The organism is Achromobacter sp. ACM05 (assembly GCF_019218915.1).
In the GTDB taxonomy this organism is placed as follows: Bacteria; Pseudomonadota; Gammaproteobacteria; order Burkholderiales; family Burkholderiaceae_B; genus Achromobacter; species Achromobacter animicus.
In genome coordinates this window covers 266553-288259 of record NZ_JAHUWQ010000003.1, presented here as the reverse complement: position 1 = coordinate 288259, position 21707 = coordinate 266553, and the positions used below count along the sequence as shown (strand labels likewise).

The 21707-nt window shown below is 59.3% G+C and carries 34 protein-coding genes; all 34 read right to left on the bottom strand.

Going from position 1 to position 21707, the window contains the following annotated elements; all coding sequences use genetic code 11:
• Entirely contained in the window at positions 1-348 is a 348-nt protein-coding gene (locus KW836_RS19785) for a hypothetical protein (protein ID WP_218344524.1), read from the bottom strand.
• On the bottom strand, positions 345-2483 hold the full coding sequence (locus tag KW836_RS19780; protein ID WP_218344523.1) for a phage tail length tape measure family protein: 2139 nt from the start codon (positions 2481-2483) through the stop codon (positions 345-347). Before KW836_RS19780 ends, KW836_RS19785 begins: the two co-directional genes overlap by 4 nt.
• A 9-nt stretch (positions 2484-2492) precedes the next feature.
• On the bottom strand, positions 2493-2705 hold the full coding sequence (locus KW836_RS19775; RefSeq protein ID WP_218344522.1) for a hypothetical protein: 213 nt from the start codon (positions 2703-2705) through the stop codon (positions 2493-2495).
• Positions 2706-2785: 80 nt separating this feature from the next.
• Positions 2786-3136, bottom strand: coding sequence for a hypothetical protein (locus KW836_RS19770; RefSeq protein WP_218344521.1), 351 nt, complete (start codon positions 3134-3136; stop codon positions 2786-2788).
• A 2-nt stretch (positions 3137-3138) separates the two neighbouring features.
• On the bottom strand, positions 3139-3609 hold the full coding sequence (locus KW836_RS19765; protein ID WP_218344520.1) for a phage tail tube protein: 471 nt from the start codon (positions 3607-3609) through the stop codon (positions 3139-3141).
• A 58-nt stretch (positions 3610-3667) separates the two neighbouring features.
• On the bottom strand, positions 3668-4030 hold the full coding sequence (locus KW836_RS19760; RefSeq protein ID WP_218344519.1) for a DUF3168 domain-containing protein: 363 nt from the start codon (positions 4028-4030) through the stop codon (positions 3668-3670).
• Positions 4030-4518, bottom strand: a complete 489-nt coding sequence (locus KW836_RS19755; RefSeq protein WP_218344518.1) for an HK97-gp10 family putative phage morphogenesis protein — start codon at positions 4516-4518, stop codon at positions 4030-4032. Before KW836_RS19755 ends, KW836_RS19760 begins: the two co-directional genes overlap by 1 nt.
• The gene (locus KW836_RS19750) at positions 4515-5045 is read right to left on the bottom strand and encodes a bifunctional 2-polyprenyl-6-hydroxyphenol methylase/3-demethylubiquinol 3-O-methyltransferase UbiG (protein WP_218344517.1); all 531 of its coding nucleotides are present in this window, start codon (positions 5043-5045) and stop codon (positions 4515-4517) included. The genes KW836_RS19755 and KW836_RS19750 overlap by 4 nt, the downstream gene beginning before the upstream one ends.
• A gap of 31 nt (positions 5046-5076) precedes the next feature.
• Positions 5077-5907, bottom strand: coding sequence for a hypothetical protein (locus KW836_RS19745; RefSeq protein ID WP_218344516.1), 831 nt, complete (start codon positions 5905-5907; stop codon positions 5077-5079).
• A gap of 11 nt (positions 5908-5918) precedes the next feature.
• Entirely contained in the window at positions 5919-6377 is a 459-nt protein-coding gene (locus KW836_RS19740) for a hypothetical protein (protein ID WP_218344515.1), read from the bottom strand.
• 34 nt (positions 6378-6411) lie between these two features.
• The gene (locus KW836_RS19735) at positions 6412-6747 is read right to left on the bottom strand and encodes a phage head closure protein (protein ID WP_218344514.1); all 336 of its coding nucleotides are present in this window, start codon (positions 6745-6747) and stop codon (positions 6412-6414) included.
• Entirely contained in the window at positions 6744-7118 is a 375-nt protein-coding gene (locus KW836_RS19730; protein ID WP_218344513.1) for a head-tail connector protein, read from the bottom strand. The genes KW836_RS19735 and KW836_RS19730 overlap by 4 nt, the downstream gene beginning before the upstream one ends.
• The gene (locus tag KW836_RS19725) at positions 7115-7999 is read right to left on the bottom strand and encodes a hypothetical protein (protein WP_218344512.1); all 885 of its coding nucleotides are present in this window, start codon (positions 7997-7999) and stop codon (positions 7115-7117) included. Before KW836_RS19725 ends, KW836_RS19730 begins: the two co-directional genes overlap by 4 nt.
• Positions 7989-9368 (bottom strand): phage portal protein, encoded by a 1380-nt coding sequence (locus KW836_RS19720; protein ID WP_218344511.1) that lies wholly within the window; start codon positions 9366-9368, stop codon positions 7989-7991. Before KW836_RS19720 ends, KW836_RS19725 begins: the two co-directional genes overlap by 11 nt.
• Positions 9365-9649, bottom strand: coding sequence for a hypothetical protein (locus tag KW836_RS19715; protein WP_218344510.1), 285 nt, complete (start codon positions 9647-9649; stop codon positions 9365-9367). Before KW836_RS19715 ends, KW836_RS19720 begins: the two co-directional genes overlap by 4 nt.
• Positions 9650-9711: 62 nt before the next feature.
• Positions 9712-11094: a phage major capsid protein gene (locus KW836_RS19710; RefSeq protein ID WP_218344509.1), complete on the bottom strand. Its 1383-nt coding sequence runs from the start codon at positions 11092-11094 to the stop codon at positions 9712-9714.
• 101 nt (positions 11095-11195) lie between these two features.
• Positions 11196-11816, bottom strand: coding sequence for an HK97 family phage prohead protease (locus KW836_RS19705; protein WP_218344508.1), 621 nt, complete (start codon positions 11814-11816; stop codon positions 11196-11198).
• Between the two features lie 120 nt (positions 11817-11936).
• The gene (locus tag KW836_RS19700; protein WP_255595996.1) at positions 11937-13613 is read right to left on the bottom strand and encodes a terminase large subunit; all 1677 of its coding nucleotides are present in this window, start codon (positions 13611-13613) and stop codon (positions 11937-11939) included.
• Between the two features lie 106 nt (positions 13614-13719).
• On the bottom strand, positions 13720-13983 hold the full coding sequence (locus KW836_RS19695) for a hypothetical protein (RefSeq protein WP_255595995.1): 264 nt from the start codon (positions 13981-13983) through the stop codon (positions 13720-13722).
• A gap of 218 nt (positions 13984-14201) precedes the next feature.
• Positions 14202-14387 (bottom strand): hypothetical protein, encoded by a 186-nt coding sequence (locus tag KW836_RS19690; protein ID WP_218344506.1) that lies wholly within the window; start codon positions 14385-14387, stop codon positions 14202-14204.
• 673 nt (positions 14388-15060) lie between these two features.
• The gene (locus KW836_RS19685; RefSeq protein ID WP_218344505.1) at positions 15061-15321 is read right to left on the bottom strand and encodes a hypothetical protein; all 261 of its coding nucleotides are present in this window, start codon (positions 15319-15321) and stop codon (positions 15061-15063) included.
• A gap of 1 nt (position 15322) precedes the next feature.
• Positions 15323-15703 (bottom strand): hypothetical protein, encoded by a 381-nt coding sequence (locus tag KW836_RS19680; RefSeq protein ID WP_218344504.1) that lies wholly within the window; start codon positions 15701-15703, stop codon positions 15323-15325.
• Between the two features lie 65 nt (positions 15704-15768).
• A complete protein-coding gene (locus KW836_RS19675) occupies positions 15769-16266 on the bottom strand; it encodes a hypothetical protein (protein WP_218344503.1) in 498 nt (165 codons plus the stop codon).
• Between the two features lie 2 nt (positions 16267-16268).
• Positions 16269-16808: a hypothetical protein gene (locus tag KW836_RS19670; protein WP_218344502.1), complete on the bottom strand. Its 540-nt coding sequence runs from the start codon at positions 16806-16808 to the stop codon at positions 16269-16271.
• Positions 16808-17167 (bottom strand): hypothetical protein, encoded by a 360-nt coding sequence (locus KW836_RS19665; protein WP_218344501.1) that lies wholly within the window; start codon positions 17165-17167, stop codon positions 16808-16810. The genes KW836_RS19670 and KW836_RS19665 overlap by 1 nt, the downstream gene beginning before the upstream one ends.
• A gap of 57 nt (positions 17168-17224) precedes the next feature.
• Complete coding sequence (locus KW836_RS19660) at positions 17225-17602, bottom strand: RusA family crossover junction endodeoxyribonuclease (RefSeq protein ID WP_218344500.1); 378 nt, start codon at positions 17600-17602, stop codon at positions 17225-17227.
• On the bottom strand, positions 17599-17760 hold the full coding sequence (locus KW836_RS19655; protein WP_218344499.1) for a hypothetical protein: 162 nt from the start codon (positions 17758-17760) through the stop codon (positions 17599-17601). The genes KW836_RS19660 and KW836_RS19655 overlap by 4 nt, the downstream gene beginning before the upstream one ends.
• The gene (locus KW836_RS19650; protein WP_218344498.1) at positions 17757-18119 is read right to left on the bottom strand and encodes a winged helix-turn-helix domain-containing protein; all 363 of its coding nucleotides are present in this window, start codon (positions 18117-18119) and stop codon (positions 17757-17759) included. Before KW836_RS19650 ends, KW836_RS19655 begins: the two co-directional genes overlap by 4 nt.
• A 2-nt stretch (positions 18120-18121) precedes the next feature.
• Positions 18122-19066 carry a DnaB-like helicase C-terminal domain-containing protein gene (locus KW836_RS19645; protein WP_255595994.1) on the bottom strand — a complete coding sequence of 315 codons (945 nt, stop codon included), beginning with the start codon at positions 19064-19066 and terminating at the stop codon, positions 18122-18124.
• Positions 19063-19419 (bottom strand): hypothetical protein, encoded by a 357-nt coding sequence (locus tag KW836_RS19640; protein ID WP_218344497.1) that lies wholly within the window; start codon positions 19417-19419, stop codon positions 19063-19065. Before KW836_RS19640 ends, KW836_RS19645 begins: the two co-directional genes overlap by 4 nt.
• Entirely contained in the window at positions 19416-20123 is a 708-nt protein-coding gene (locus KW836_RS19635; protein ID WP_218344496.1) for a YdaU family protein, read from the bottom strand. Before KW836_RS19635 ends, KW836_RS19640 begins: the two co-directional genes overlap by 4 nt.
• Positions 20120-20572, bottom strand: coding sequence for a hypothetical protein (locus tag KW836_RS19630; RefSeq protein ID WP_255595993.1), 453 nt, complete (start codon positions 20570-20572; stop codon positions 20120-20122). The genes KW836_RS19635 and KW836_RS19630 overlap by 4 nt, the downstream gene beginning before the upstream one ends.
• Positions 20573-20708: 136 nt before the next feature.
• Positions 20709-21134, bottom strand: coding sequence for a recombination protein NinB (locus KW836_RS19625; protein ID WP_218344495.1), 426 nt, complete (start codon positions 21132-21134; stop codon positions 20709-20711).
• A complete protein-coding gene (locus tag KW836_RS19620) occupies positions 21134-21649 on the bottom strand; it encodes a hypothetical protein (protein WP_218344494.1) in 516 nt (171 codons plus the stop codon). Before KW836_RS19620 ends, KW836_RS19625 begins: the two co-directional genes overlap by 1 nt.
• Between the last annotated feature and the right edge of the window lie 58 nt (positions 21650-21707).

The following is a 21707-nucleotide window of genomic DNA, read 5'->3' as shown; positions in this document are numbered from 1 at the left end:
TCAACCCACCGTCTCAATCTGGCCACTTGCCCGCCAGACTTTGCCAGGACTGGTCCAAGACAGCTTCCCGCCAACGATGCGAGTCTGTTTCACCACACCGTCCAGCGGATCGAGCCAGTCGAACCATCCCGCGCTGCCAGACAGATCAACCCGGCGCCAGGCATCAAAGGCGTTCTTGTCTGCTAGCGAATCAACATGAATCACCACAGTGCGCGTAACGATGGGAAGTGAACGCCGCGGCCTCTGCTTGGCGATGCCGTTGTCCATCTCGGTTCGAAGAACTCCGTAGTCGGAATCCTCCGCGTAGCCGGACAGCAAAATCTTCGCGTAGCTCGGGAATGTGCTCATGCCGCCATCCCCTTGATCGCCCGGGCGGTATCGCCGTTGCGCTGGATATCTCGCACAACGATGCGGATCACTTCGCCCTGAGCGTCGAACGAACTGCTGGCGCTGGATACCTGTTGCGGAGTGCCATTGTTGATGATCTCAACGCGGGTGGATCCACCTGCGGAAGCGGGCATCCCGGATGCACCAACATAACCGCCCTCGGCGTAACCCCGGAGTCGGGACAGAAACCCGACGCCCAGGCGGCGAGTGGAGTCCGCATCGAACACGTACTCACCCTTGTGAACGATGCCAGCCGGGTCAAGTTTCCCACCAGAACCGGTGTATCCGCCTTCGTCGAAGTAGGACAGGCCTTCCCAACTACCCGTGGCCGGCCCAGCGCTGACATAGGAGCTAGACGCCGAGATACTGTTGCCGAAGATCCCAGCCGCCAACCCGCCCAGCAATCCGCCGATCTGGCCCGTCTTTCCATAATCTCCGAACAGCGCTCCCGCGAGGTTGGCGGCAGCTGCATCCGCAGCCATGCGAGTGAGGGTTTGCGCGAACTTCTGCCCAATATCATCAAAGTTCCCAGACAACAGGCCGTACAACCCATCGCCCAGAGAATCCTGAATGCTTCGAGCCGCTTCTCGGGCGAACTCGTCCATTTCCGTCGCGGTATCCTGCGACACTTTGGACATCGCCTTGAGATGCGCCTGTGTTTCTTCGTAGGCCTTGTTCTGCTCTTTGATAAAGTCCAGCGTCTGAGCCGAGGCAAGTGCCTCGTCCTGCTGAGCTTGAGTTTTGAATGTCACAGAGCCAAGTCGGACCTGCTCCAGCAGCTTCTCGTACTCGGTAAGCTTCCCGGTGAGCGCGATCTGTTGGTTCATCTGGTCGATCAGCTTTTGGCCTTGATCGACACGCTCTTTAATCCTGCCTCCACCGCCTCCACCGCCGCTGGGAGGAGTTCCACCGGTCGTTACGATGGGATCCAGCGTGGGAGCGCCAGTCTCTCCCACTCCAGCGTAAGGGTTAGGCTGGTTCTTCAGATAAATCAACAGTCCTTCACGCTGCTTCTGAAGTTCAGCAATGCGATCCTTGAGGTCCTGCGTATCTCCCCAGATGAAGTCGTTAACCTTGTTGGCGAGCGACGCTTCTGGATCCAGCACTTCTAACTGCCGCTGGAACTCCGAGATCTTTTGGTCGATATCAGCGATAGCTCGATCAGGATTGTCAATCTCCGATCCGGAAAACTTCAGCCATGTCGTGAACGACGTTGCGTTGATGACGCTAGCCGCGTTGACAACTTCCCTAACCATATCCGCAAGGAATGACGTGAAGGCAGCAAACGACGCCTTTGTCTCGTCAGATCCAAGCGTGTCGGTAAGGGAGTTAATCGATGCGGTCAACCCATCTACGCTTCCGCCATCTCCGGTCATCAAATCATCGATCTGATTCTGAAGTGCTTGCAATGCGCCGCCCAAAGTCTCCCGGGCAGCTTGCGCGGCGCCGCCATAGGAAGACTCCAGCGCCTTGAGTACAACGTCTTGTGCTTCGGCAACACGTCCAGTGGACTCCAGCGACTCAACAAGCTTTTTCTGCTCTTCAGTGAACCGGAAGCCCTGTTTGGACAGCGATTCGAGACCCTTGCTGGGCACGTCGAGCGCTTTGCCCACCGTTTCCGCGGACTGCTCGACGGTCATGCCTAGGCGCACCGACATGTCGATAGCGGCCTGAAGCGCCCGGGGGAACTCATCGCCAACCACCCCGGTATAGGACAGCAGGCGGGTCTGGGCGCGGTTAATGTCGCCCTCACTGACAAACCCGGCCATACCGCTGGCCATCTTGTTCAGTTCAGCCGCGGTGAATCCTGCTGCGTTAGCGGTGGACTTCAGAACGGCTGCAAGCTGAGCCTGCTCGCTCTGGGCGTTCTTCGTCTCTTCAATGAACTTGTTGAAGATCGTGCCGACGCCGACGCCCAGCAGCGCCCCGCTCAAAAGTCCTGCAAATGCACTGCTCACTTCCGTAGCGGTTGCCTTCGCCTGCTTCTCGATCTCCTTGAAGCGCTTTTCCGAGATCTTGGACGCACGTTGGGCATCGGTCTCAAATGCGCCCGTGAGCAATTTGAGATCGATTGTTATGGACCCTGCCGTTGCCATTGTTTGTCCTTAAGGTTTCAGGCCGAACGCCTTGAGAGTGCGCAAATCTGCATCGGAGTAGTCTTTGACGAACGGGTTCGATAGCAAGTCGACCTTCTGGGCGAAATCGCCTCCTCCCATGCTCTGCGCAATCAACGCCGCAGGCCGGTGGAACACGTGCAGGTCGTCGAAAGGATGCCGTTCGTAGAACGCCTTCCAGTACCTAAACTCATGCTGTGTCATGGCCGACATCAACTCTTGGATCGTTCTGCCCCCGAGCCTCATAGCGAGGACAGCCCATAACCAATCGTCGGAGCCGGCCTCTACGTGTTTCCCGGATCGTCCTGATCTTCCTCGTCTGGCTTCTTGTCAACGACGAACCCGTTGACCTCAAGCAGCGCGACAAACATGGCATTCATCGCTTCGGGTCTCAACCCGCACGCTTGGGAAAGAGTCAATTGGCGTTGACCTTCTTCATTGCAATAACAGTCTGCAATCAAGATGGCCTTTGCCCTGCCTTGCTCCACGGAATCCTGAGATCGAACGGCGTAACCGTAAGCCGCGAATCCTGCCCCGCTGTACTTGCGAAAGTGCAGCTTTTGAAGCTTGCCGTCGCCGAGATCAACGTCCTTTTCGAACACCGTCTCCGGAGTGAAGTACGACTTGTTGAGCATGCTTAGCCCTTCTTCGTGAAGATGACAGAGCCGGAACGCTGGATCGTCAGCGTGCCCTTAACGACGTCATTGCCAGCGAAATCCAGACCCCAGTCCGCAATGTAGCCAGTGAACTGAATGCTGGATCGGCCAACGGGCGGCTCGATGTCACCATTGGAGTCCAAGGTCGGCAGCGTCGTACCGTCAGACATACCGATGACCCATTGCAGGGTTTCACCGGACGCCTTCAGATCGAACATGTCTTCGTGGCTAACCTGCTGCGGGTCGAAGTTCACCGGAGCCGACACTTGGCCAGGGTTGCCCAGACCACGGACGTACTGCTTGTCTTCCGTGTCCGACAGACACGTGGTTTCAACCTGGTCCGCCGCACCACCAAGGCCCGTAATGCCGGTCGGGCAGTGCAACTTGACCAGAACCGGCGAGGAGCCGGGACGAACATAGAAAAGCTCGGTACCTTGAGAGCGGATCGGCATTTCAAAACTCCATAAAAAAGCCCGCTCTAGGCGGGCAGTCGAAACAGGAAAATGAGGTTTAGCGGGAGGTGATGTAATCGGCTTCCAAGCCGATCCGGTATAGCCGCGTCTCTGGCTCCCGAGAGTTCACGACAAGGCGATTGGCGATACCTGCCAAATCCAGCGCGTCCCGGACCGCAGAAGCCAACTGCTCAACCTGTAGATCCGACTTGGACCAGCAGTCAATCTGCACGCTGTCAAAGTCTCCGCACGGCGTGCCGCTGATTTGGTCATACGGCTGCCCAGCGACTTCAAACCACGTGACATAGGGCTTTTCGGTGTCCTGTGGCGCTGCGCCGTGGCGAAAGATGCGAACGGGTGTACCGCCGACGATTGCCAGCACGGCGGGCGTCTGAAGGGTCTGGAATACGGCGGGCAGCATCACTTGTTCCGGTTCTTGGCACCCATTTCGGACACCACCTTTTCTATGCGCTTGTTCAGGTCTTGCGTAATGACGTTGATCGCCGCTTCCCCATGCTGGCGCACTGCGGGCCGCAGCCACGGAGTCGCCGGCTGGTCTTCCGTCCCGTACTCCATAAAGCTTGCCGTGGCCCGGGTCGTCACGGGCTTGCCCTTCTTCCCCGGGTAGGTCTTGCGGCGCACACGCACCAAGTACCTCTCACCCTTTCCAGTGCTGGGCGGCTTGCCTCGACTGGAAATGACATTCTTCTCAAGCAGCCCCGTCGATTCATCGCCGTTCATGACAATGGCGCGGCGCAGGTTCTTCTTGGCCTCGTCGCGAATTAGCCGGGCACCTTTGGCCAACGCGAGCTTCACCGGGCCGCCTCGCTTCGACACGATCTCTGGGGGTAAGCTCTTTAGGGTTTCAATTACCCCATCGACGCCCGAAAGCTTGACCTCGACCTTCATTTGATCCTCATGAACGCGTAGCTCCGGATGCCTTCCCGACCAAGCTCCGTCTCTGCTTCGTTATGCTCCATGCAGGCAAACCCATGGACCAGCATCCAGTCGATCAGACCGCGATGGCTGAAGTACCAGATGTGCTCACCCGGCTTGAAGTGGCGGCTGCCAGGCACGCCGTCCCCTTCCTCGAAGATCGGGATGGAGATAAACGCCCACTCCCGAACCTGGGCCAACAGCGCAGCAGGGTCCGGAATGTGTTCCAGGCTGTCCCAGCACGTAATTGCGTCCACCGGGCGGCTGTAGGGATCGCAGAAGGCCTCGCGCTGCCGCAGCCATTCGTTGGCCTCGACGTTGACGTCGTAGCCCTGAGCCGCGGCGTATTCGACGAACCGACCGCCACCGATACCAATGTCTACCACCTGGCCCGCATAGTGGCGCCGGACCATCGCCAGCCGTGCTTCGGTCAGCATTTCTCCCATCGACGACGCATCGCGCTGGCGGAACTCTTCCCAATAGCTGGTCGTGTAGTCCATCGCAGCGCGGGGATGAAACCCCATGCCGCGCTCAGGCCACCAGATCAGGCAGTCTTCGAAGCCAGTCGGCAAAGTCACTCGCATGGTTTTTGATTCGCTTGTCGCAGTTGTGTTGTCTTTGCCGGCAGCGGCAAAAGTTGTCCGGGACCGCGAACCGAATACGGCTCAGGTCCATGTACTTCTCGTCTGTGATCAGTTCCGGAGCGTTGAACCCGCCCTGCCCGCCGCATATCACCCAAGCGGGGACTTTCATCGCTATGGCAGCCGGGAGAACCCAACCGATCCCGCCAATCACCGTCGCAGCGTTCCGCACCAGCGCCATTAGCTGCCGGACGTTGAACTCCCCACCGTGGTACGTCTCGTCGGCTGGTGGTAGCTTTCCCACCGCCCACTCTTTTCCCTGCTCCAGGTCAGCCACCGAGATAACCCGGTACCCAGCCGCCCGGGCTGCCTCTGCCGCCTCAGCGATGTACATCGTCAGCGGGTTGCGCGCTTCTGCGACCCACTCGGCCCGCACTGTCGCCGGACGGACCACGATGTACCGCCCTGCAATTGGTGACGGGCCGAAATCAGGCAGATCAAACGACCCAGGCGCCACGCCGAAGCATCGACGCATCCCAGTAACGATGCCGGCCGATCCGTACTGCACCGTGACCACGGATTCCCTGGGCGGCGCTTCCCAGCGCGAAGCCTGCTGCAGCGCCATGTTCTTGGCTTGCGTACGTAGCGGCGTATCCGCCTTAACGAACTTCACCCCAGGCAGGTCTTCGTACAGCTCCGGCCAGGGAGTTTCCAGGTATACCGGTCCCTGCAACCGCTTCACAAAGGCGCGCTGGTAGATGTTGTCTCCCAGCCCCTTCATGCCCCGTACTATCAAGCCGCCTCCATTGGGAAGCAGTCCAACGCCGACCCGGGCGTACAGTTCACTACCTCGACCTTCGGGTTGGAACGCGCCCAGTCCCGGAACTGCTGCAGGTGTACCGCTCGCCGGTATGGCTTCGTGTTAACCAGGCCGTTGGTGTATTCACCGAAGTAATGCGACCCGTGCATGTCAAATCCGTACAGCCGGATCCGCGTAGCCCCCAGGTTCACCGCAACCTGCAGCGCCAGAACTCCACTCGCCCATTGCGTATTACCTGGGCGGCACCGCTCAACCCCGGGTAACTCACTGCTCGAAAACCTTCGACCTGCAAAATTCATCGCGTCCGGGTAAGCGCGCCACCAAGCCCGGTCATTAGCAGCCAGGAAGTCAGCCCACGGGGCCAGCTCAAACACATTGCTGACCACCCCGACGCGCTCACCGCGCATGGACTCGGCCAGATCACGGCTCATGCTCGGACCCGGCGCCAGCAACACAAACTCCAACTCAGCCCTCGTTTACCCCAGCCGCTACCGGCAGGGTGATGTATTCCAGGCCGCTATCCTTGTCGGCAAGCACGCCGCGGATGTTGTAGACCGTGCCACGATGGATGATTCGATCGGTGGCCAGAATGTCACGGGTGCGGATCGTGATGCGCGCCGTCACCTCAGCCTGTCCCGCAGCCGACTGAACAAATTCCCGAGCGGAAAGCGGCTCAACAGCAGCCCAGACTTTGGCGATTTCCGTCCACGTCTCAGCAATCGCGCCAGTAACCGGATCTTGGGTACGCTCGATGCGCTCAATTGAGACTCGGTGGCGCAGGCGCCCAGCCTCCAGACTCATCGCACCGTACTCTTCCGCAGACCAGACAGCAGGCTCGTCGCGCCAGCGCCCAGCACGTATCCATGCCCCCAATGGGCGGGCACAGCGCCTGCATCTGACCCATCCCGAAACCGGTACTGCTGGGCCAGTTCAACCAAGACTGCGGCCTTCACCGCATATTTCGGAATCGGGTCGCCGTTCGAATCCTCAGCAGGGATCGGATCGCCAGCGCTGTCGACGTCGCCCGATGCCTCATAGGCACGCCACGAGTCCTTCAGCCAAGTGAAAACTGCGTTCTCGACAGCGGGAATCCACGTTGCAAACCACGGATCGTCGTCCAGCGAGTCAACCCGAAGGTGCATGCGAGCTTCCTCGACGCTCACGAGGCTCATGCTTGGCCCTTCAGTTTGATCGGCTCTGCCGGGCCGGTAGTGACCTTGCGCACAATAGACTCCCCGTCCCGACCCTTGCGGGCAAGGAGACGCCAGTCTTCCTTAGAGCCGTGGCCTGGCCGCTCCTTGGTATCCTTCAACGCGATCCAGGCACTACCGTCGTGGGTGACAATGTCGCCCTTCTGGATTGGCATTCCGTCCCGGTAGTAGCCACGGTCAAGAGGAATCGGCAAGTGTTTGGCGATCGATCCTGATTTTCCCTGAATCGTCAGCGTTCGCTCACCGTCGTAATCAAACGAAGTCTCGGTGAAGTCGGCGCCGTTGCTGCCCACCACAACGCCCAGAGACTTGACCTCTCCATTGGACAGGGTCAGTAGCAAGCAGCCGTCGCGATCAATCATCGCACCAGCAACACCCACACCGGGCTTCGGCTCGGGCAGATCCTTCACGGCCTGGTCAACGCGCCGCTGGGCTTCATCGCTTATTGCCTTGATGGCCTCGTCAACTATGGGCTGAACGTCCTTCAAGGTCACACTTTTGCCGTCTTCGGGCTGCCGCAGTTCACCGACCGCCTTGAACAATGAGTCTCGCGCTGCTTCAGCTAAACGCAGAGGCTCGGCTATAGCTTCATCTGCTTCTTTTCGGATCTGCTGGAGTGCTGCGTCCAGAACCGGGCGAACGTCTTCCAAAGTCACGCTCTTTCCCGGAGCGGGTGCCGGCAGTTCCTTCACCGCATCCGCTACTAGGCCTTTGATCGACTTTTCGAGGCGCGATTCAGCCAGTTGCTCCTTAAGACGGGCAACTTCTTCGCGCAGTGGCTCAACCGCCGCCCGGATTGCGTCGCCCATGGCTTGGCCGAACAGTTCAGGGTCAAACGACATAGGTAGGCTCCAGGGCTTTCTTCATTGCGGCGATAGCCTTGTGGGTACCTGCAAAGGCGCGCAATTCTTCTAAATCAGGGTCCGGTTCGGGCGCAGGAGCGGGCGTGGCGGCAGGCTGCATGGCGGGATCCCATTCTTTGCGGTCTGCCAGCATGCCCAGCGGGTAATCCTGGTTCTGTCCCCACAACGTGTCACCGCCCGCGGTGGGAGCCAGGTTGAACGGCCGGCGCCCTTCGTCAGGAGTCTTGATCATTCCGCCTACAAGCTTCGTGTTGATCTCAGCCTTCTTCGCCTCGTCCATGCGCAACAGTGGCTCCGTATCCAACTCAATACCGAGCGGGCGAATAACCTTCAAACCATCATCCAGCAGGTCTTCCATATGCTGAATGGGGGCCTGCAGCGCATCGCTGTAGTACATCAGGTTCACGCCATCGACGCCCAGACCGGACGGAATGGTCCCGATCCCGACCTTGAACGGCGGAATCCCGAACGGCTGGCAGATTTGCTCGTCGCTGTAGCGCATCTGCTCGATCATCTGAGCGTCGATGCTCTTCATGGCGAACGGGGTGAACTTCATGTCCGCGCCGATGATGGCCACCTTGCCGGACTTTCCTTCCGAAAATTCCTTGTTCCAGTAGTCTTGCACGGCTTTTGCGTCGTCTTCGGACATACCGGCCGGAGCAGTCAAGAGACCGCCAGGCTGCGCATTGTTTGCGAAGAACTCCGTTGCTGAGCGCATGATCTTCATGTTCTTCAGCGCCGGCCAGTGGGCCGCGGCAAGCGGCGGGACACCGATCAGAGGGTGGTGAACCGTCATGCAGCGGTCGTGGATGATCTCGCTGGCCGGAACAATCAGATTCTCCGCTGGGTAGCCCTCAGGTAGGCTGTTTAGTTTGTCGGTCTGCAGCTGGTAGAACACAGCGCCCGAATCCGACACCATCGGCAGCACGCGCTCAGGATCCAGCACGTACAGTTCCGTCACCACTCCACGGCCATCGCGGCGCTTCAGGATGTAGGCGTTCCCTTGGGTCAGCTTGGTGATTATCCAGTACTCACGGAACTGAGCAGGCGTCTGAAACCCGTTGGGCTTGCGAAGCACCGGGTCATACGCCGGATTGCTGACTTCGGTCCACACGCCGTTAGCATCTCGGCTGCGTAGCGAAAACGGCAGCTTCCCGATGTCCGACGAGATGCGGTAAATGCACGCATAGAGCGTCGGATAGGTGATCAGGTCGCCCTGCTTTTCCTCAATGTTCCGCTGCCAGGCGCCAGTAAACGGTTCACTAATGACCCGCCAGGCATTGCGCCACGTACCGCCCACGGCTTCCATAGCCTTCTGACGCCCGAAGGTTACCCCGAGGATCTTCACTCGGCGGCCTCTCGCAGGGCGGCGCGAACCTTGTCCGCACCAGCCTTGTGATGCACCTTCACACCGCGATCACGGGCGAGTGCGTGCAGCGCGTCACCATCCAGCGCATCCAGGTCGATGTCTTTACGCTCGCCAACTGGGGCCACGACAGCAACAGGACGAGCTGCCGCCATGTCTCGGGTCAGGTAGGTGCCCTTTCCCAGGCGCTGCAGCAGTTCGGCATCCCGAGCAGACAGCATCCGTTCACGCCCGTTTTTGTAGGTGAAGGTCACTTTTTGCATGTCAGTCCTTTCGTCTTGCAGAAGGGGCCTCCCTTCGGAAGCCCCTTGAACCTGACGGCTGATTAGACGCAGGGGTTCCAGTTCGCATTCGCCCAGACGACCGCTTGCGGGCGGCGCTTGGCGAAGTTGATGAAGCGTTCGACCAGGAAGGCCACGCTGTTGGTCTGGAACATCGACACCACTTGCGCCGCGGTGGGCGTGGTGCTGTTCATGGTCGGCGCATCGTCCATCACCAGGGAGGCCTGGTCGGACATCGACACCTGCACGCCGCCTTCGTCACCGAGGAAGATCTCGTCGCCCTTGATCAGCATCACCACCGAACCGCTCGAATCGGTCGGGATGTACTGGGACGTGAAGACCGGCAGGCCCATGAAAGTCCCACCCGTGGGGGTGACGCCCGGGAAAGCCGGAGCGCCCATGGCGTTGACCGCCGACGACAGGTCGATGGCCACGGTTTCCGGCATGACCCAGAACGCACCCGCCACGCTCAGGTTGTCGCCGACCAGCTCCTTCAGCATCGCCGCGGCGTCGCAGCGGATGCCTTCGACGCTGCCGTCACCGGTCAGGGTCAGCGGCGTCACGCCGTTGCGGATGCCGGCCGGGGTGGAACCAGACACTGCGGCCGAAGCGCTCACGAACGTGCCGTCGATGGCGGCGTTGACCGAGCGGGCCAACTCGTCACGGATCAGTGCGTCGGCAGCCACCGAAGCGCGATTCAGGAGTTCCTTCGTGGCGGCAGCGATTGCAGCGACCTTCAGGGGCTCCAGCTTGGTCTTCGTGTAGGTCCACTGCGTCAGCGGCTTGGCGGCACCTTCAGCGGTCCACTTTGCCGCGCCGGCCGAACCCTGGATCATCACGGGGGTGTCGAACGGCAGGCGGCGCAGGCGATCGCTGATCTGGCCGACCACCGAACGGGCGCGCAGGTATTCCACGAAGTCGGCGAAGTAACCACCGCCTTCCAGGATCAGATTTCCCGCCCAAGTAGCGTTGCCACTGTTGGCAGCGGGAACTGCGGCCTTCGTGAACGACTTGACCAGGGCCTCGTCGTCGGGGTAGATCGACTTGGCGATCTGGGCGGGGTCCATGTGCTCGATGTGGGCCAGAGCCTTCACGCGGGCTACACGGGCAAACCCGATACCGGGTTCCAGCTTCTCGGTGTTCTTGACCTGAACGGGCATGGAACCACCAGCGGCAGGAGCGGCCGCCTTGGCTTGTGCGGTAACGGGAGTTGCGGAGGCCGCATCCGTCTGGGCCAGCAGCGACAGACGGCCGATATCGGCGTCAAGGCGCTTGATTTCGCTCTGCAGCGTGTCGAACTGTTCCGATTCGCCCTCGTCCATCGAGCGACCTTCGTCGACCGACTTCTGGGCCACCGCACGCATGGCGGCGTCCTTCTCTTGGCGGGTCGCCTTCAGCGCCGCAACTTGTTCAGCAAACGTCTTCATGACGAATTCCTTTCAGAAATGAAAAAACCGCCTCGAGGGCGGTTGCGTATGTGGTTTGATCGGTGCGACCTGCTTGCAACGGCAGGCGGCGGATCGGAAAGCTAGAGGCGGCTCAGCCGAACGGCCCCGTTCAATGATTCGGATTTGCCTCGGGGGACTTCAATAAGAGGCACCCCGTTTCGCAGCGACTTTTCGATCAAAGCGCGGCGTTCTGCGGAGGCCTTTACCTCAAGGCCCATCTCACCTCGAATTGAAGCGACGTCGCATGACTTGAATGCATGCACCAGGGCGTCAGGATTCGCGGGCACGCCGACCAGTGAGAGCTCCAACATTTCCCACTTAAGGAAGCGCAGACCTCCCGTCTTCAGCATCTCGACCGCATCCTCAAGGGGCGAAAATCCAATGCTCACCGCTTGCAGCAGGCGATATTTGACCGAGTGCCAGGCTTCGTTAACGCGTTCCCGCACTACGCCTTCTTCCTTGACGTCCGGGATAGAAGCCTCAAACGGAATCCCCGTCTTGGTAGGGCGGCCAAAATCAACTTGGCCGACAGGCATATCGTGCTTGTGATACAGGAACAGGTTGATTGGGCCACGGCGTGTCATGCCCAGAGGCTCCACCACGTCACGAACACGATCAGGGGTAGGAGTGGTGGCGGTGCCGCTAAGCACCCGCAACTCGTCGCTGATCGCCTTGACCTCAAATAGGCTGTAGGCCCTCATGATTTCCCCGCTTCCATTTTGGCGAGCCTGGCTTGAGCCTTCTCGCACATCCTTGTCATGCCGCGCCGACACAGCCACGCGACCAGTTTCCGTTGCCGGTTAATGCAGCCTTGGCACATGTCAGCCTGCCGTTGCTAGGACCAGCTTGCGCTTCGACGTGGCTGCCGTATTCGCGGCACCAAATGCCATGCAAAGCGCTACCGCGGCGTCGATCTTGTTGATCGACCGCGTTTTAGCCAGCCAGTGATTGCCCCATTTGTCTTCTTCGGTGACCGCCGACATCATCGCGGAGATAAGAACCGGGTTTCGCTTTAGCCGGATCCGCCCTTCCAGCAAGGCGTCTTCCAGCAAGCGAAGCGACCCCGGCATCCAAAGGCCTTCCGCCTTCTCGCCTCTCGCCTCAGCGGTCTTCTTCATTTCCTCACTGGGCTGACCCTTTTTGGTGCCGCCCTGAGGATGTTCCAGAAACTCCAGATCTAGGCCGATCTCCTGCACGGCCTCTTCAAACCGCTTGAATGCGTACCGGTCATATGCCACGAAGGGCAATTTGAACCGTTGCGCATCCTCGGCAAGCGCTTGCGCCACATGCCGATAGTTGATGTTCTCGCCCTGTGGTGCGTGGATGAACCCCTGATCGCGCCACACGGTGTAGGGGATCTTGTCCCGCAACTCGCGTGCAAGGATCGTATCCCCCGGCGTCCAGGCCTCAACCCAGGCATCAAACGTTGGCTTGCCGTCCTCGGTCGTCCCCGTTTGGACCACAGAGGCCTTCGCGGTGATATCCCGGTTTTGAGACAGGTCCAGCCCTGTGAAGACCGCTTTTCCTGCGTGCTCCTCTGGATCGAAGTCCGCTAGCGCCGGGTCCAACGTGGCCCGAGTCATCCACGCGGTTTCCGCTTCGGTCCATACACAAAAATGCAGCCGCAGGATCCCGTTTAGCTGCCCGGGAATCGCCTTGGCCTGGTGGACAATATCCCCCAGCGTTTCATCTGTGATCGTCACTCCCAAGAGCGGGTTGGCCTTCACCCAGCAACTTGGATCCCGCAACGGATCGTCCCCTTCGTCCAGCGCGCACACGTAGCTGAACGTTCGGTCATCAATGACGTCACCGACAAAGGTCGGGTCGTTCACTGCTTCCGTATGCCCAGCGGCCACCTTCACAGCGTGTTCATGCTCTTCCCAGGCTACCGAGTTCCGATCCGACCCGCTGTTCGTGATCATGAACAGCAACGGCTGCCGGCGAAACTTAAAGCCCCGCTCCAGCATTTCGATGATCTTGCGATCTGGCAGCTCGTGGACTTCATCAGCCAGCACGAAGTATGGGCGCGGGCCGGAGCCAGTCTTGCCCGTATCGCGTGACACCGGCCGGAAGAAGCTCGAATTCCGGTGGTACGCAATGTTGTACTCGCGCCCTTCCCCGCCCGAGAACTCCAGACGTTTCTTCAGGCTGGGCGACGCCTTCACCATCTTCACGGCGTCGGCAAACAGAATGCCAGCCTGCTCTTTCTTCGCCGCGGCAGCGTAAATCTGTGCGCCAGCCTCACCGTCAGCGGTCAGACCAAGCAATCCAATCCCACCAGCCAACGGCGACTTACCGTTGCCTTTCCCCTGCTCGATATAGGCTCGACGGAACCGCCTCGTCCCATCAGCCCGCTTCCAACCGAACAGCGACCCGACGATGAACGCCTGGCTTGGGTGAAGCTCGAAATCCTTGCCTTCGAACTGACCTTCTGACAGCTTTAGCACGCCCTCGAAAAAATCGAATGCGTACTCGGCGGCGGCGTGGTCGAAGTACAAACCCCGCTCCCCACCCCTCTCCAGATCCAGCAAATGCCGCTTGCAACTGTTGCGCACATGGGGACCGGCTACGATCACCCCGGCGACTACAGCCTCCGCGTACTCCTTAGTGCGGTCGGCCAAAGAACTCGTCGTGCGGGTCTTCTTCCTCGTCGTCGCCATGGTTCAGTTTTGTTTCGTCGACCGGAGTGGCGGCAAGCTTGGACAGCATCGCGCTGTAGGTTGTAAGAGCATTCACCCCGATATCAGGGTCAGTATTCAGCCTGGCCCGCAGCACACATACCGCCTGCAGCAATGCCCGGTGAGACGAGTTCAGCCAGGGAAGCTCCACGCGGAACTCTTCCCAAGCCTCGACTTGCGCCTCGGTCATCCTGGCGAATGGTTCGCCAAGGGGCCGTACCCGTTTAGGTGCCTTGCGGTCTTTATGCCGCCCGGGGTTTTTGACGTCTGCCCCGCTCACGGAAGCCTTAAGTGCGGGTAGCCGCGGGTTTGCCATGCCTCATGTTTCCAACTGTGGATGCGAAAAGGAAGGTGAGCGGCCGGCCGTGGTTGACGAGCCTGTCCCCGTTTTGACCAGCCCCCCCGGGGTCAGACCTGCCCGGCATACCCCTCAAGGATCGCCGCGCACTCTTCCCCGTAGGTAGGCTCCTTGCCTTCCAGACGTTCGTGCAAGTGGGCCAAAGCCGCCTTGCTGATGTCCTCGAACCGCTCGGGGTTCTTCGTGTAGTCGTCCATCCACATGTTGAACGCCTTGGCCATCACTTGCTTGTCCATGTCATGTCCCTGTGGGGTATCCGTCGACACCGATCTGTACCTTCCGACGCCCGGACTTCTCGAGCGCCTGCTTGTCTGAGTCGTGGTGCGTCTTGCACAGCGACTGAAAGGGGCCGTTCCAGAACTTCTCCGGATCGCCCTTGTGCGGCTCGATGTGATCGCACACCTTTGCCTCTGTCACTCTTCCCTCTGCCTGGCACATCACACAGAGAGGATTCGCTCTTAGGTGGCGTTCCCTTAGCTTCTGCCAGCGCCAGGTCTTGTACCAAGCGCTCCAGGGCTGGCTGCTCATTTCGAGCCTGCCTCCTTGGAGCCGTCGCATTCGGTGTTGATGCAGAACAGTGGTCCAAACCACTTCTTCGCGACGGTATGGCTACCACACCTAGCGCAGTACCCATGCCGCATTGGCGGCCCTGCCATAAGAACCCTGTACAGCAGCCGCCTTGGAGGCGGTGGCGGAGCGGGAACCCTTAACGCGCTGCTCATAGCGGCTTATGCCAACTGCGGAACTGCCCAACTGAAGCGACCTCGAAAGGTTGGTGGATTACCGACCTGGACACCAAGCGGTATCGCACCCATCCGTCCTTCATCTCTACTACTTCCTTCTCGAAGCCTGTCATCTTGCTAACCCACAAGGAGCCAGCAACTACTGGCTGCTTTCGGAATGGCCAGGTCATAGCGGCTGGGAGTCGTCCCGCTCGCCGCCTACTGCCTCACCATCCAGCGTCAGATCAGGCTGATCCATCTCTTCACCTTCATCTGCCAGGGCTTCTATCAGGGCGTCGAGCTTGCCTTCTATCCTGGCCATCTGCTCAGAGATTCTGGCCATTTGTCCACCGCCCACGGGGAGCGGGTAATTCTGCTTGGCGCGCCGCTCTTGGTCACGCTTCAGGCTTCCAGGGAACCCGCGACGGTCTTGCACCATCTGGACCATATCAGCCTACTATCTGCTTGATGGCTTGAGCCACCTTGCCATTCCGCCGAATGTCCTCAACCACCGTTCGAATTACTTCGTCCCCAGCTTCGCGCGGTGTCGCCTCCGGCATTTGAAAGCGGGGTTCGGTAGTTACCTTGAGGTTCACCTTTGCCAGCTTCATCTGCCCGTCATAGATCCACTCCAGATCGCGCTGCACAGTGTTCGCTGCTTGGTACAGCGGGTGCTGGCTCATCAGCGAACCCGTTTCCTTCCTCTCGATGAAGTCGGAAATGGCAGTCTTCACCTCATCCTCGGTGAGAACGCCTTCAAAGCGGACTTCTGCTCGAGTACCGAACTCCGAGGGCGAGTGCTCATAGGAGACGTTGATATGGTCAGACATGGTTTCCCGATCCAAAGCAAAAAAGCCCCGGCGAGTGCCGAGGCTTGTGTTTACTGCGGACGCAATTAGGGCGTCGATACTTCATAGGATATGTCATCATCCTTGTAATTGCAAGTAGATTTAGACGTGTTGTTCGCTTCCCACGTTCTCTGAGACAGCTTCCCATCATGGGCCGCGCCTGCTGTGCTGCCTCGCCTGGCATAGGCAATCTCCTTCTTCTCCTTCAACTTCTGTCTTGCCTCAATGGCTCGCGAGCATCGCTGGTGATAGTCAAGCGCATTGCCGAGATTCGTGGTCAGGTACACATTGCCGACTGCGTAAGGCCCGTCGTCACGCTCTCTCGCCATGCACAGGCCATTCTTCCCCTGCCCGCGCAAATGGTAGTAAGGGCGCCAAATCTCCCACCATTGCGCGAAGGTCAATTCCCACGAGATCCCGCGCACCCGCGCACTATTGGCCTGGACGGCACATGCCCTATAGGGGTCAGGCAATCCTCGGGAGTTGGTCTGCTCCCGAATCTCGGCCAACTGCTCTCGGCTTATGCCGCGGACAAGTGTGGCCATCACTACGCTCCCACCGGCTGCTTGATGAGATCGCGCCGGCGCAGCATCGGAAGCAGCTTGTCCTTGGCCTCTTGGTAGCGACGGTGCTGCTCTTCCCTGCTGCACCGAGGATTGATGAAGACCTTGTTGGGCGCGTCCTTGTTCTTCATGCTGAAGCCAATAGCCACCCTCAATTCAAGGTCTAGCATGGCGACGCACAGTGCAACTTGCTGGCCAATGTACCTGTTTATCTTTGCGTCGGTTTCGTCCGTATCGCCGTAACCATCTAGGTCGGATACGCCCTGAAACCCAGGCGCGACCGCCCTGTAGCCCAAGTTGTCCCGCTGGGCTTTCTCCCAGTGGTACCAGGTCATGAGCAGTTCTTCCAGTTGTTCGCTTTCGTCTTTCGTCATGTGATCCTCGCTGAATAGCTGCTCCAATCCTTGTCTTGCGATCTCCTGCCGACTGAGCCGTGGCTTCTGTGGTCGACGTCGGAGTTCTTCCAGCCGCTCGCACACCAAGGCTGGGTCACCCATCGCCCACTTCGGCAGGAGGGCGCCCATTACGCAAACTCCGGGCTGTACTGGACCTTGCTGGACATGCTGACCGGGCTAGGCATACGCATTGCCTGCAGCCTCGCCGCGGCATTCCTCATCGTGCTGTCCAAGGTGTAGGGCTGCCCACTTCCATAAGCGAGGCGACCTGGGACTACCTCGGAAGGTTTGAGCGCAACCCACGCCCGGATCAACACCATCGCATCCTCCGACTGCAATGAGGGTTCAATGGTCCGAATGGCGTCGGCAATTCCTTCAGATCCGCGGCGCTTCTTATCCAGCACTACGCCATGTTCCGCACGCAAGCGTTCGATTGCCGCTGTACGCATCTGCTTGTTAGAGTCTTCAATGCTTCTCGGGAGTGCCATGGTTGTCCTTTAGTCAGTCTTTGATAATCTCCGCAGGATCTGCGGTGAATAAGGGGCCTAATCTCCGCATCCATTGCGGTATTCACTAACGAAGACACGCACCCGTCCGCCCTTGCAGACGACGCCGCGCTCAATGGAAAGCTTGTCTATTTGGCTGTCGTCCTCAATGACCTGGGCATGAACTAGGCCGTCGAGCAATCCCTTCATCATGTTGTCCAGATCCCTGCGGCGGTTGTCAGGCGGGAATGCGTCGATGTGGACCGACAGCCTTCCAGCCAGCTTGGCGAGCTGGTACCGGCTGGCCTCATCAATCACGGCTTGGCGGTACTCGCGGCCCTTCTCGGAGATCAGATGGCGGCCAGCCAGCTTTCCCTTGGTCGGGTGACGCCAATAGGTGTTGAGGCTCGGCGGGAATGGGAGTTCGAGGACGTTCATTTCCTTCCAGCCTCCTTGATGGCATCGCAAACTTCAGCCGCGCCAAAAATCAAAATCTGGGTGGCGAGTATCGTGGCGGACCACCAAACTTGACCAAAGACAGCTAGCGCGAGCAGTGCGCCTAGGAACTGCAGATACATGTAAACGCGAGTACTCATGCCGTCACCTGGGCAATCAGGGTCGAGAATGGATTGGTTTGGCACTCCGCCAGCTTTTGACGCATCGCACGCGCCTTTACCCAGGCCAGCTTCTTGAGGTTTCGATCCTCGTTGCTTTGAACAACCCTGTTGGCGTCTCGTCCGTACCCGTAGGAATAGACGGGTGTCCGAGGTCCCTTCCCTTTGGGCGGCAGCCAGTCGGAGATATGGATCTTCCCGTCGTCACGAAGCTTGCGCAGGTTGTCGTGAACGGTCACTGGGCTGCATTTCAAGTCTTCCACTAATTCACGGTGCGTCATGTCGCCGCGCTCTTCGAGGGCCTCCAAGATCGAGGGGTAGGTGTAGTTTCTCGGAGGCATCTTCACGCTCCAATGAGGTTGATTGGCTGGCAGCGGCTATCGGCCACGTACTGCAGCGATTGGGGGTGAAACCAAAGCGCGATACTTCCCTCCCACTCGCCGTGCCGGTTCTTGTCGCAAATCAGCATTGCGTCAGGGGCATTGGCGAACTTGTCAGGCAGCGGTGTGCCGGTCCGGGCGCATTGGTCCAGCGCCTTCTCCTTCGCCTTGTTCCGCCACACGGTCAGGAACTGGTCCACCTGGTCAGAAATCGAGCCGCTGCCTTTGGCGTCCAACTTTCCAGGGGGTTTTTCTTCGCTTTCGCCTTTGCGCACGTGATGCACAAGGTGGATATGGACTTGGTGATCCCGCGCTAGGGATGTCAGCATGTCTACGAAGTCTTTCTGCGCGTTGTAGTCATCTTCGCCACGCACGCACTTCATCAAGCTATCGATCACGATGTGCTTAATCCCGAGTTTTGACGCGCAGTACCTGATAACTGCGTAGACCATTTCAGGCTTCACCGTGCCCTGCTGGTCGTACAGCCACACCCTGCCCTTCAGCCATTCTCCGAACTTGCGCGCCATTGCCTCACTAGGACGGTCGTTCATGGCGCCCTGACGCAGCATCCGCTTCAGCGTCGACAGAGGCTTCATTTCGAAGCTCGCAATGCACAACTTCTCGCCAGCCGCGGCAAAACCAAGACACGCCATCCCCAAGAGTTGGCTCTTGCCGTGGCCATTCATGCCCTGCCACACCGTCACCTCGCCCGGGCGAAACCGCAGGTGGTCATGCGTCTTGGCCCACGGCAACGTCGCTCCAGTCACGACATTTCCATTCCGGATTGAATCGACCAGATCATCGGTCCAGGTGTCTGCGCTGATCACCTTGGCCTGCGGCTCCGACTCGGTCATGTAGGCCTTGAAGTCGAAGGTGTCGGGGGTAATCATTTGGACTACGTTGTTCATGCAATCTCCAGGCGGCGAATTTCGCCGTTCTCGTATCGAAGAATTCCAGTCGAATCCAGTGCACATGCCGTCACATCAGCCGGGGAAAAGTCCAGGATCCGCTTGAATAGCGCCTTCACGTGACGCCCCTCAGGGCCGGAAAGATGGACGCTCAGCCCAGCAAGAACGCGCAGGTCTACCGTCTTGAGCGCGTCGTCCGGAAACACGTCAATCTCGGGCAATCCACCGAGTGACATGACCATGTCCGGGTGGGTAAAGACCGTGTAATCCCGCGGCTCCGTCAGGCAGACAAAGACAGCTGCCGGTCGATAGCCTCGCATCCGCAGCGCGAGTAGGGTTTCGTGGCCAATCACAGGGCACCCTCCCAGGGCTGATCCGGGGAGCCTCCGTCCGCCACCACCCCGTCCTCCCAGCGCCGCTGGTTCAGGTAGGTCAACGGCGCGGGTTCAAAGCCGTCCTGCCACTGCTTCGTGCCCTTCATCGCCGCCACGTGGGAAATGATTTGGTCTGCAACGGAGTCAAGTTTTCGCAACCGCCACTTCTTCGCACACTCAGCCTTTGCCGCTCTCCGCTGCGTTACCGGCCAGGTATCCCAGAACTCCTGAAACCGGTCGGCATGGTCGGCGTGAGCCGACGAATGTTTTTCTTTATTGGTGTCTGGTGTCTGGTTAGGTTGATCGTTCGTTCCACGATTCGTCGCACGATTCGTGCTAGTTTCGTTAGACGATCTCGCCTCTTTGCGTTTAGCCTCACGTTCCTGAGCGATGCGACGATTCGTGTCCGCCTGCTTGCCAGCTTTTTCAAGCTCCGCCTCGATACGGCTGTGCATCAAGCCAGACTCAACCACCGTAAAGAACCGCGTCACAGCCTTCACGGCGTCCTTTTCTGCCTTAGTGAAGGCGCCAGCGATGCGGCACAGAGCGCCGTGATCGTTTGGCAATGGGACCTCAGTCGCGTAGTAGTGGTGCATAAGCGCTAGGTAGGCACCGCGCTCCGTCAGGGACAAGTGCCCGGTGTCGCGCTGGAAGTCACCGATGTAGTGCTTGTAGAAGTTCATGCTGCTGCCCTCTTCATCGGCTCATAGGCGGTCTTGTAGGCCTCCTCAACATCGGCAGGCCACAAACCACGTGCAATAAGTTCGGCCCTGGTACGGTCTACGTAAACGACCTCGAGCTTGCGACGCGCTTCTTTACTGATCCCGCCGCTGTCGTGGAATCGATGACAGTCCGGGCAAGCGGGGAAGGTTTGGGAATCGCATGCCTTCAGGCCCAGCCCCTTACCAAAGTTGGCGTGGGCACATTGAGAAGGCCCGAACCGACCGCACACGACGCAATCCAAGCTGGCCACATTGCGGCGGTGCTTCTCTGAACGCATTACCGTGCTGGCCTTCATGCCCGGCGGACGCAGGAAACCAAGGTGAGCTGCAACCTTCTGACCGAGGCCTTGGCCGCGATCCGACTTGGCCCGGAGAGACTTGCTGCGCTTGAGGGTGGAATTCCACGTCATCGTTAAACCCCGTCCCTAACGAACGAGCCATAAATCAGGCACCCGACTCCAACGACCCAGCAAAGCCACCTCGGCGTAGACCTGGAAAGATAGATTGCTGAAAGCAGCACAAAGAAGTAGTACTTATGTTCCGGGCTCATGCTGCCTCCACATCCAGATGAACGCCGCGGCTCGCAAAGTCGTCACGGACGGCTTCGGCGTACTTGGTCAGTTGCTTGGTGGTCATGCGGGAAGTGACGGGGAAGACGCGCATCACGAGCAGCTTTTGCTCATAGGACAAGCCTTTGATGGCGCCGTCATACGCTGCGCGGAACTCTTCATCTTCAGCGCGCAGGATCGGGACGCCGTGATGCAGCTTGCAATAGCACTTCCAACCCAGCGCGTCGTCTTCCGGAAGAGCCAGAGAGATTTCCTCGTACCAGGCGTGGGAAAAGGCGTTCTGCAACTTCGAGCGAGTCTTCGCCTTGATCTCCACCTTGTAGCCATCCGGCGCGTGTGCGCAGGCATAGGCCGCGTTACGGCGGACCAAGGGGCTAGAGAGGATGAACACCTGGCGTTCCATTACTTGCTCGCAGCGCGCAGGACGTTGCGCTCGAGGCGATGGCACATAGTGCGCAGATCGCGGACAAACTCAACAATCTTGTCTGCTTCCGACTGCTCAATCTTGCCGTCAGCAACGGTCTCGACAGTGACGCCCAGGACGCTGCCGGCAATTGCACCGATTTGCATTACCTTGGATTGAATCGCCGTCAGTTCGCACGCCCAGCCGCCAGTCGGAGCCGGCGGAACCGAATCCACGGCCAGACCTTGTTCAGCAGCAAACGCCAAGAACCAGTCATGCGCGTAGTCGACACCGCCCTCTTTCTCTTCCATCCACTCGGACAGAAGACCGGCCATTTCCACGCTGATCGCGTCACCTTCCGAGCGCTTGAGCTTGGCGCGCAGGCTTTCCGGGTGGATCGACTTGCCGCGGCGCTCCGTCAGAAAGCGAGCCGCGTCAGCCACACCGCCCGGCGTCTTGCGCACGCAGTTGTACAGAACGTCGAGCCAGTCAGTGTTGGTATAGCGGCAGGTCATACGTCACCTTGAAATCTGATTTCTTTCAGCCTTTCGGCCCTTGTGCGGTGCAACTAAG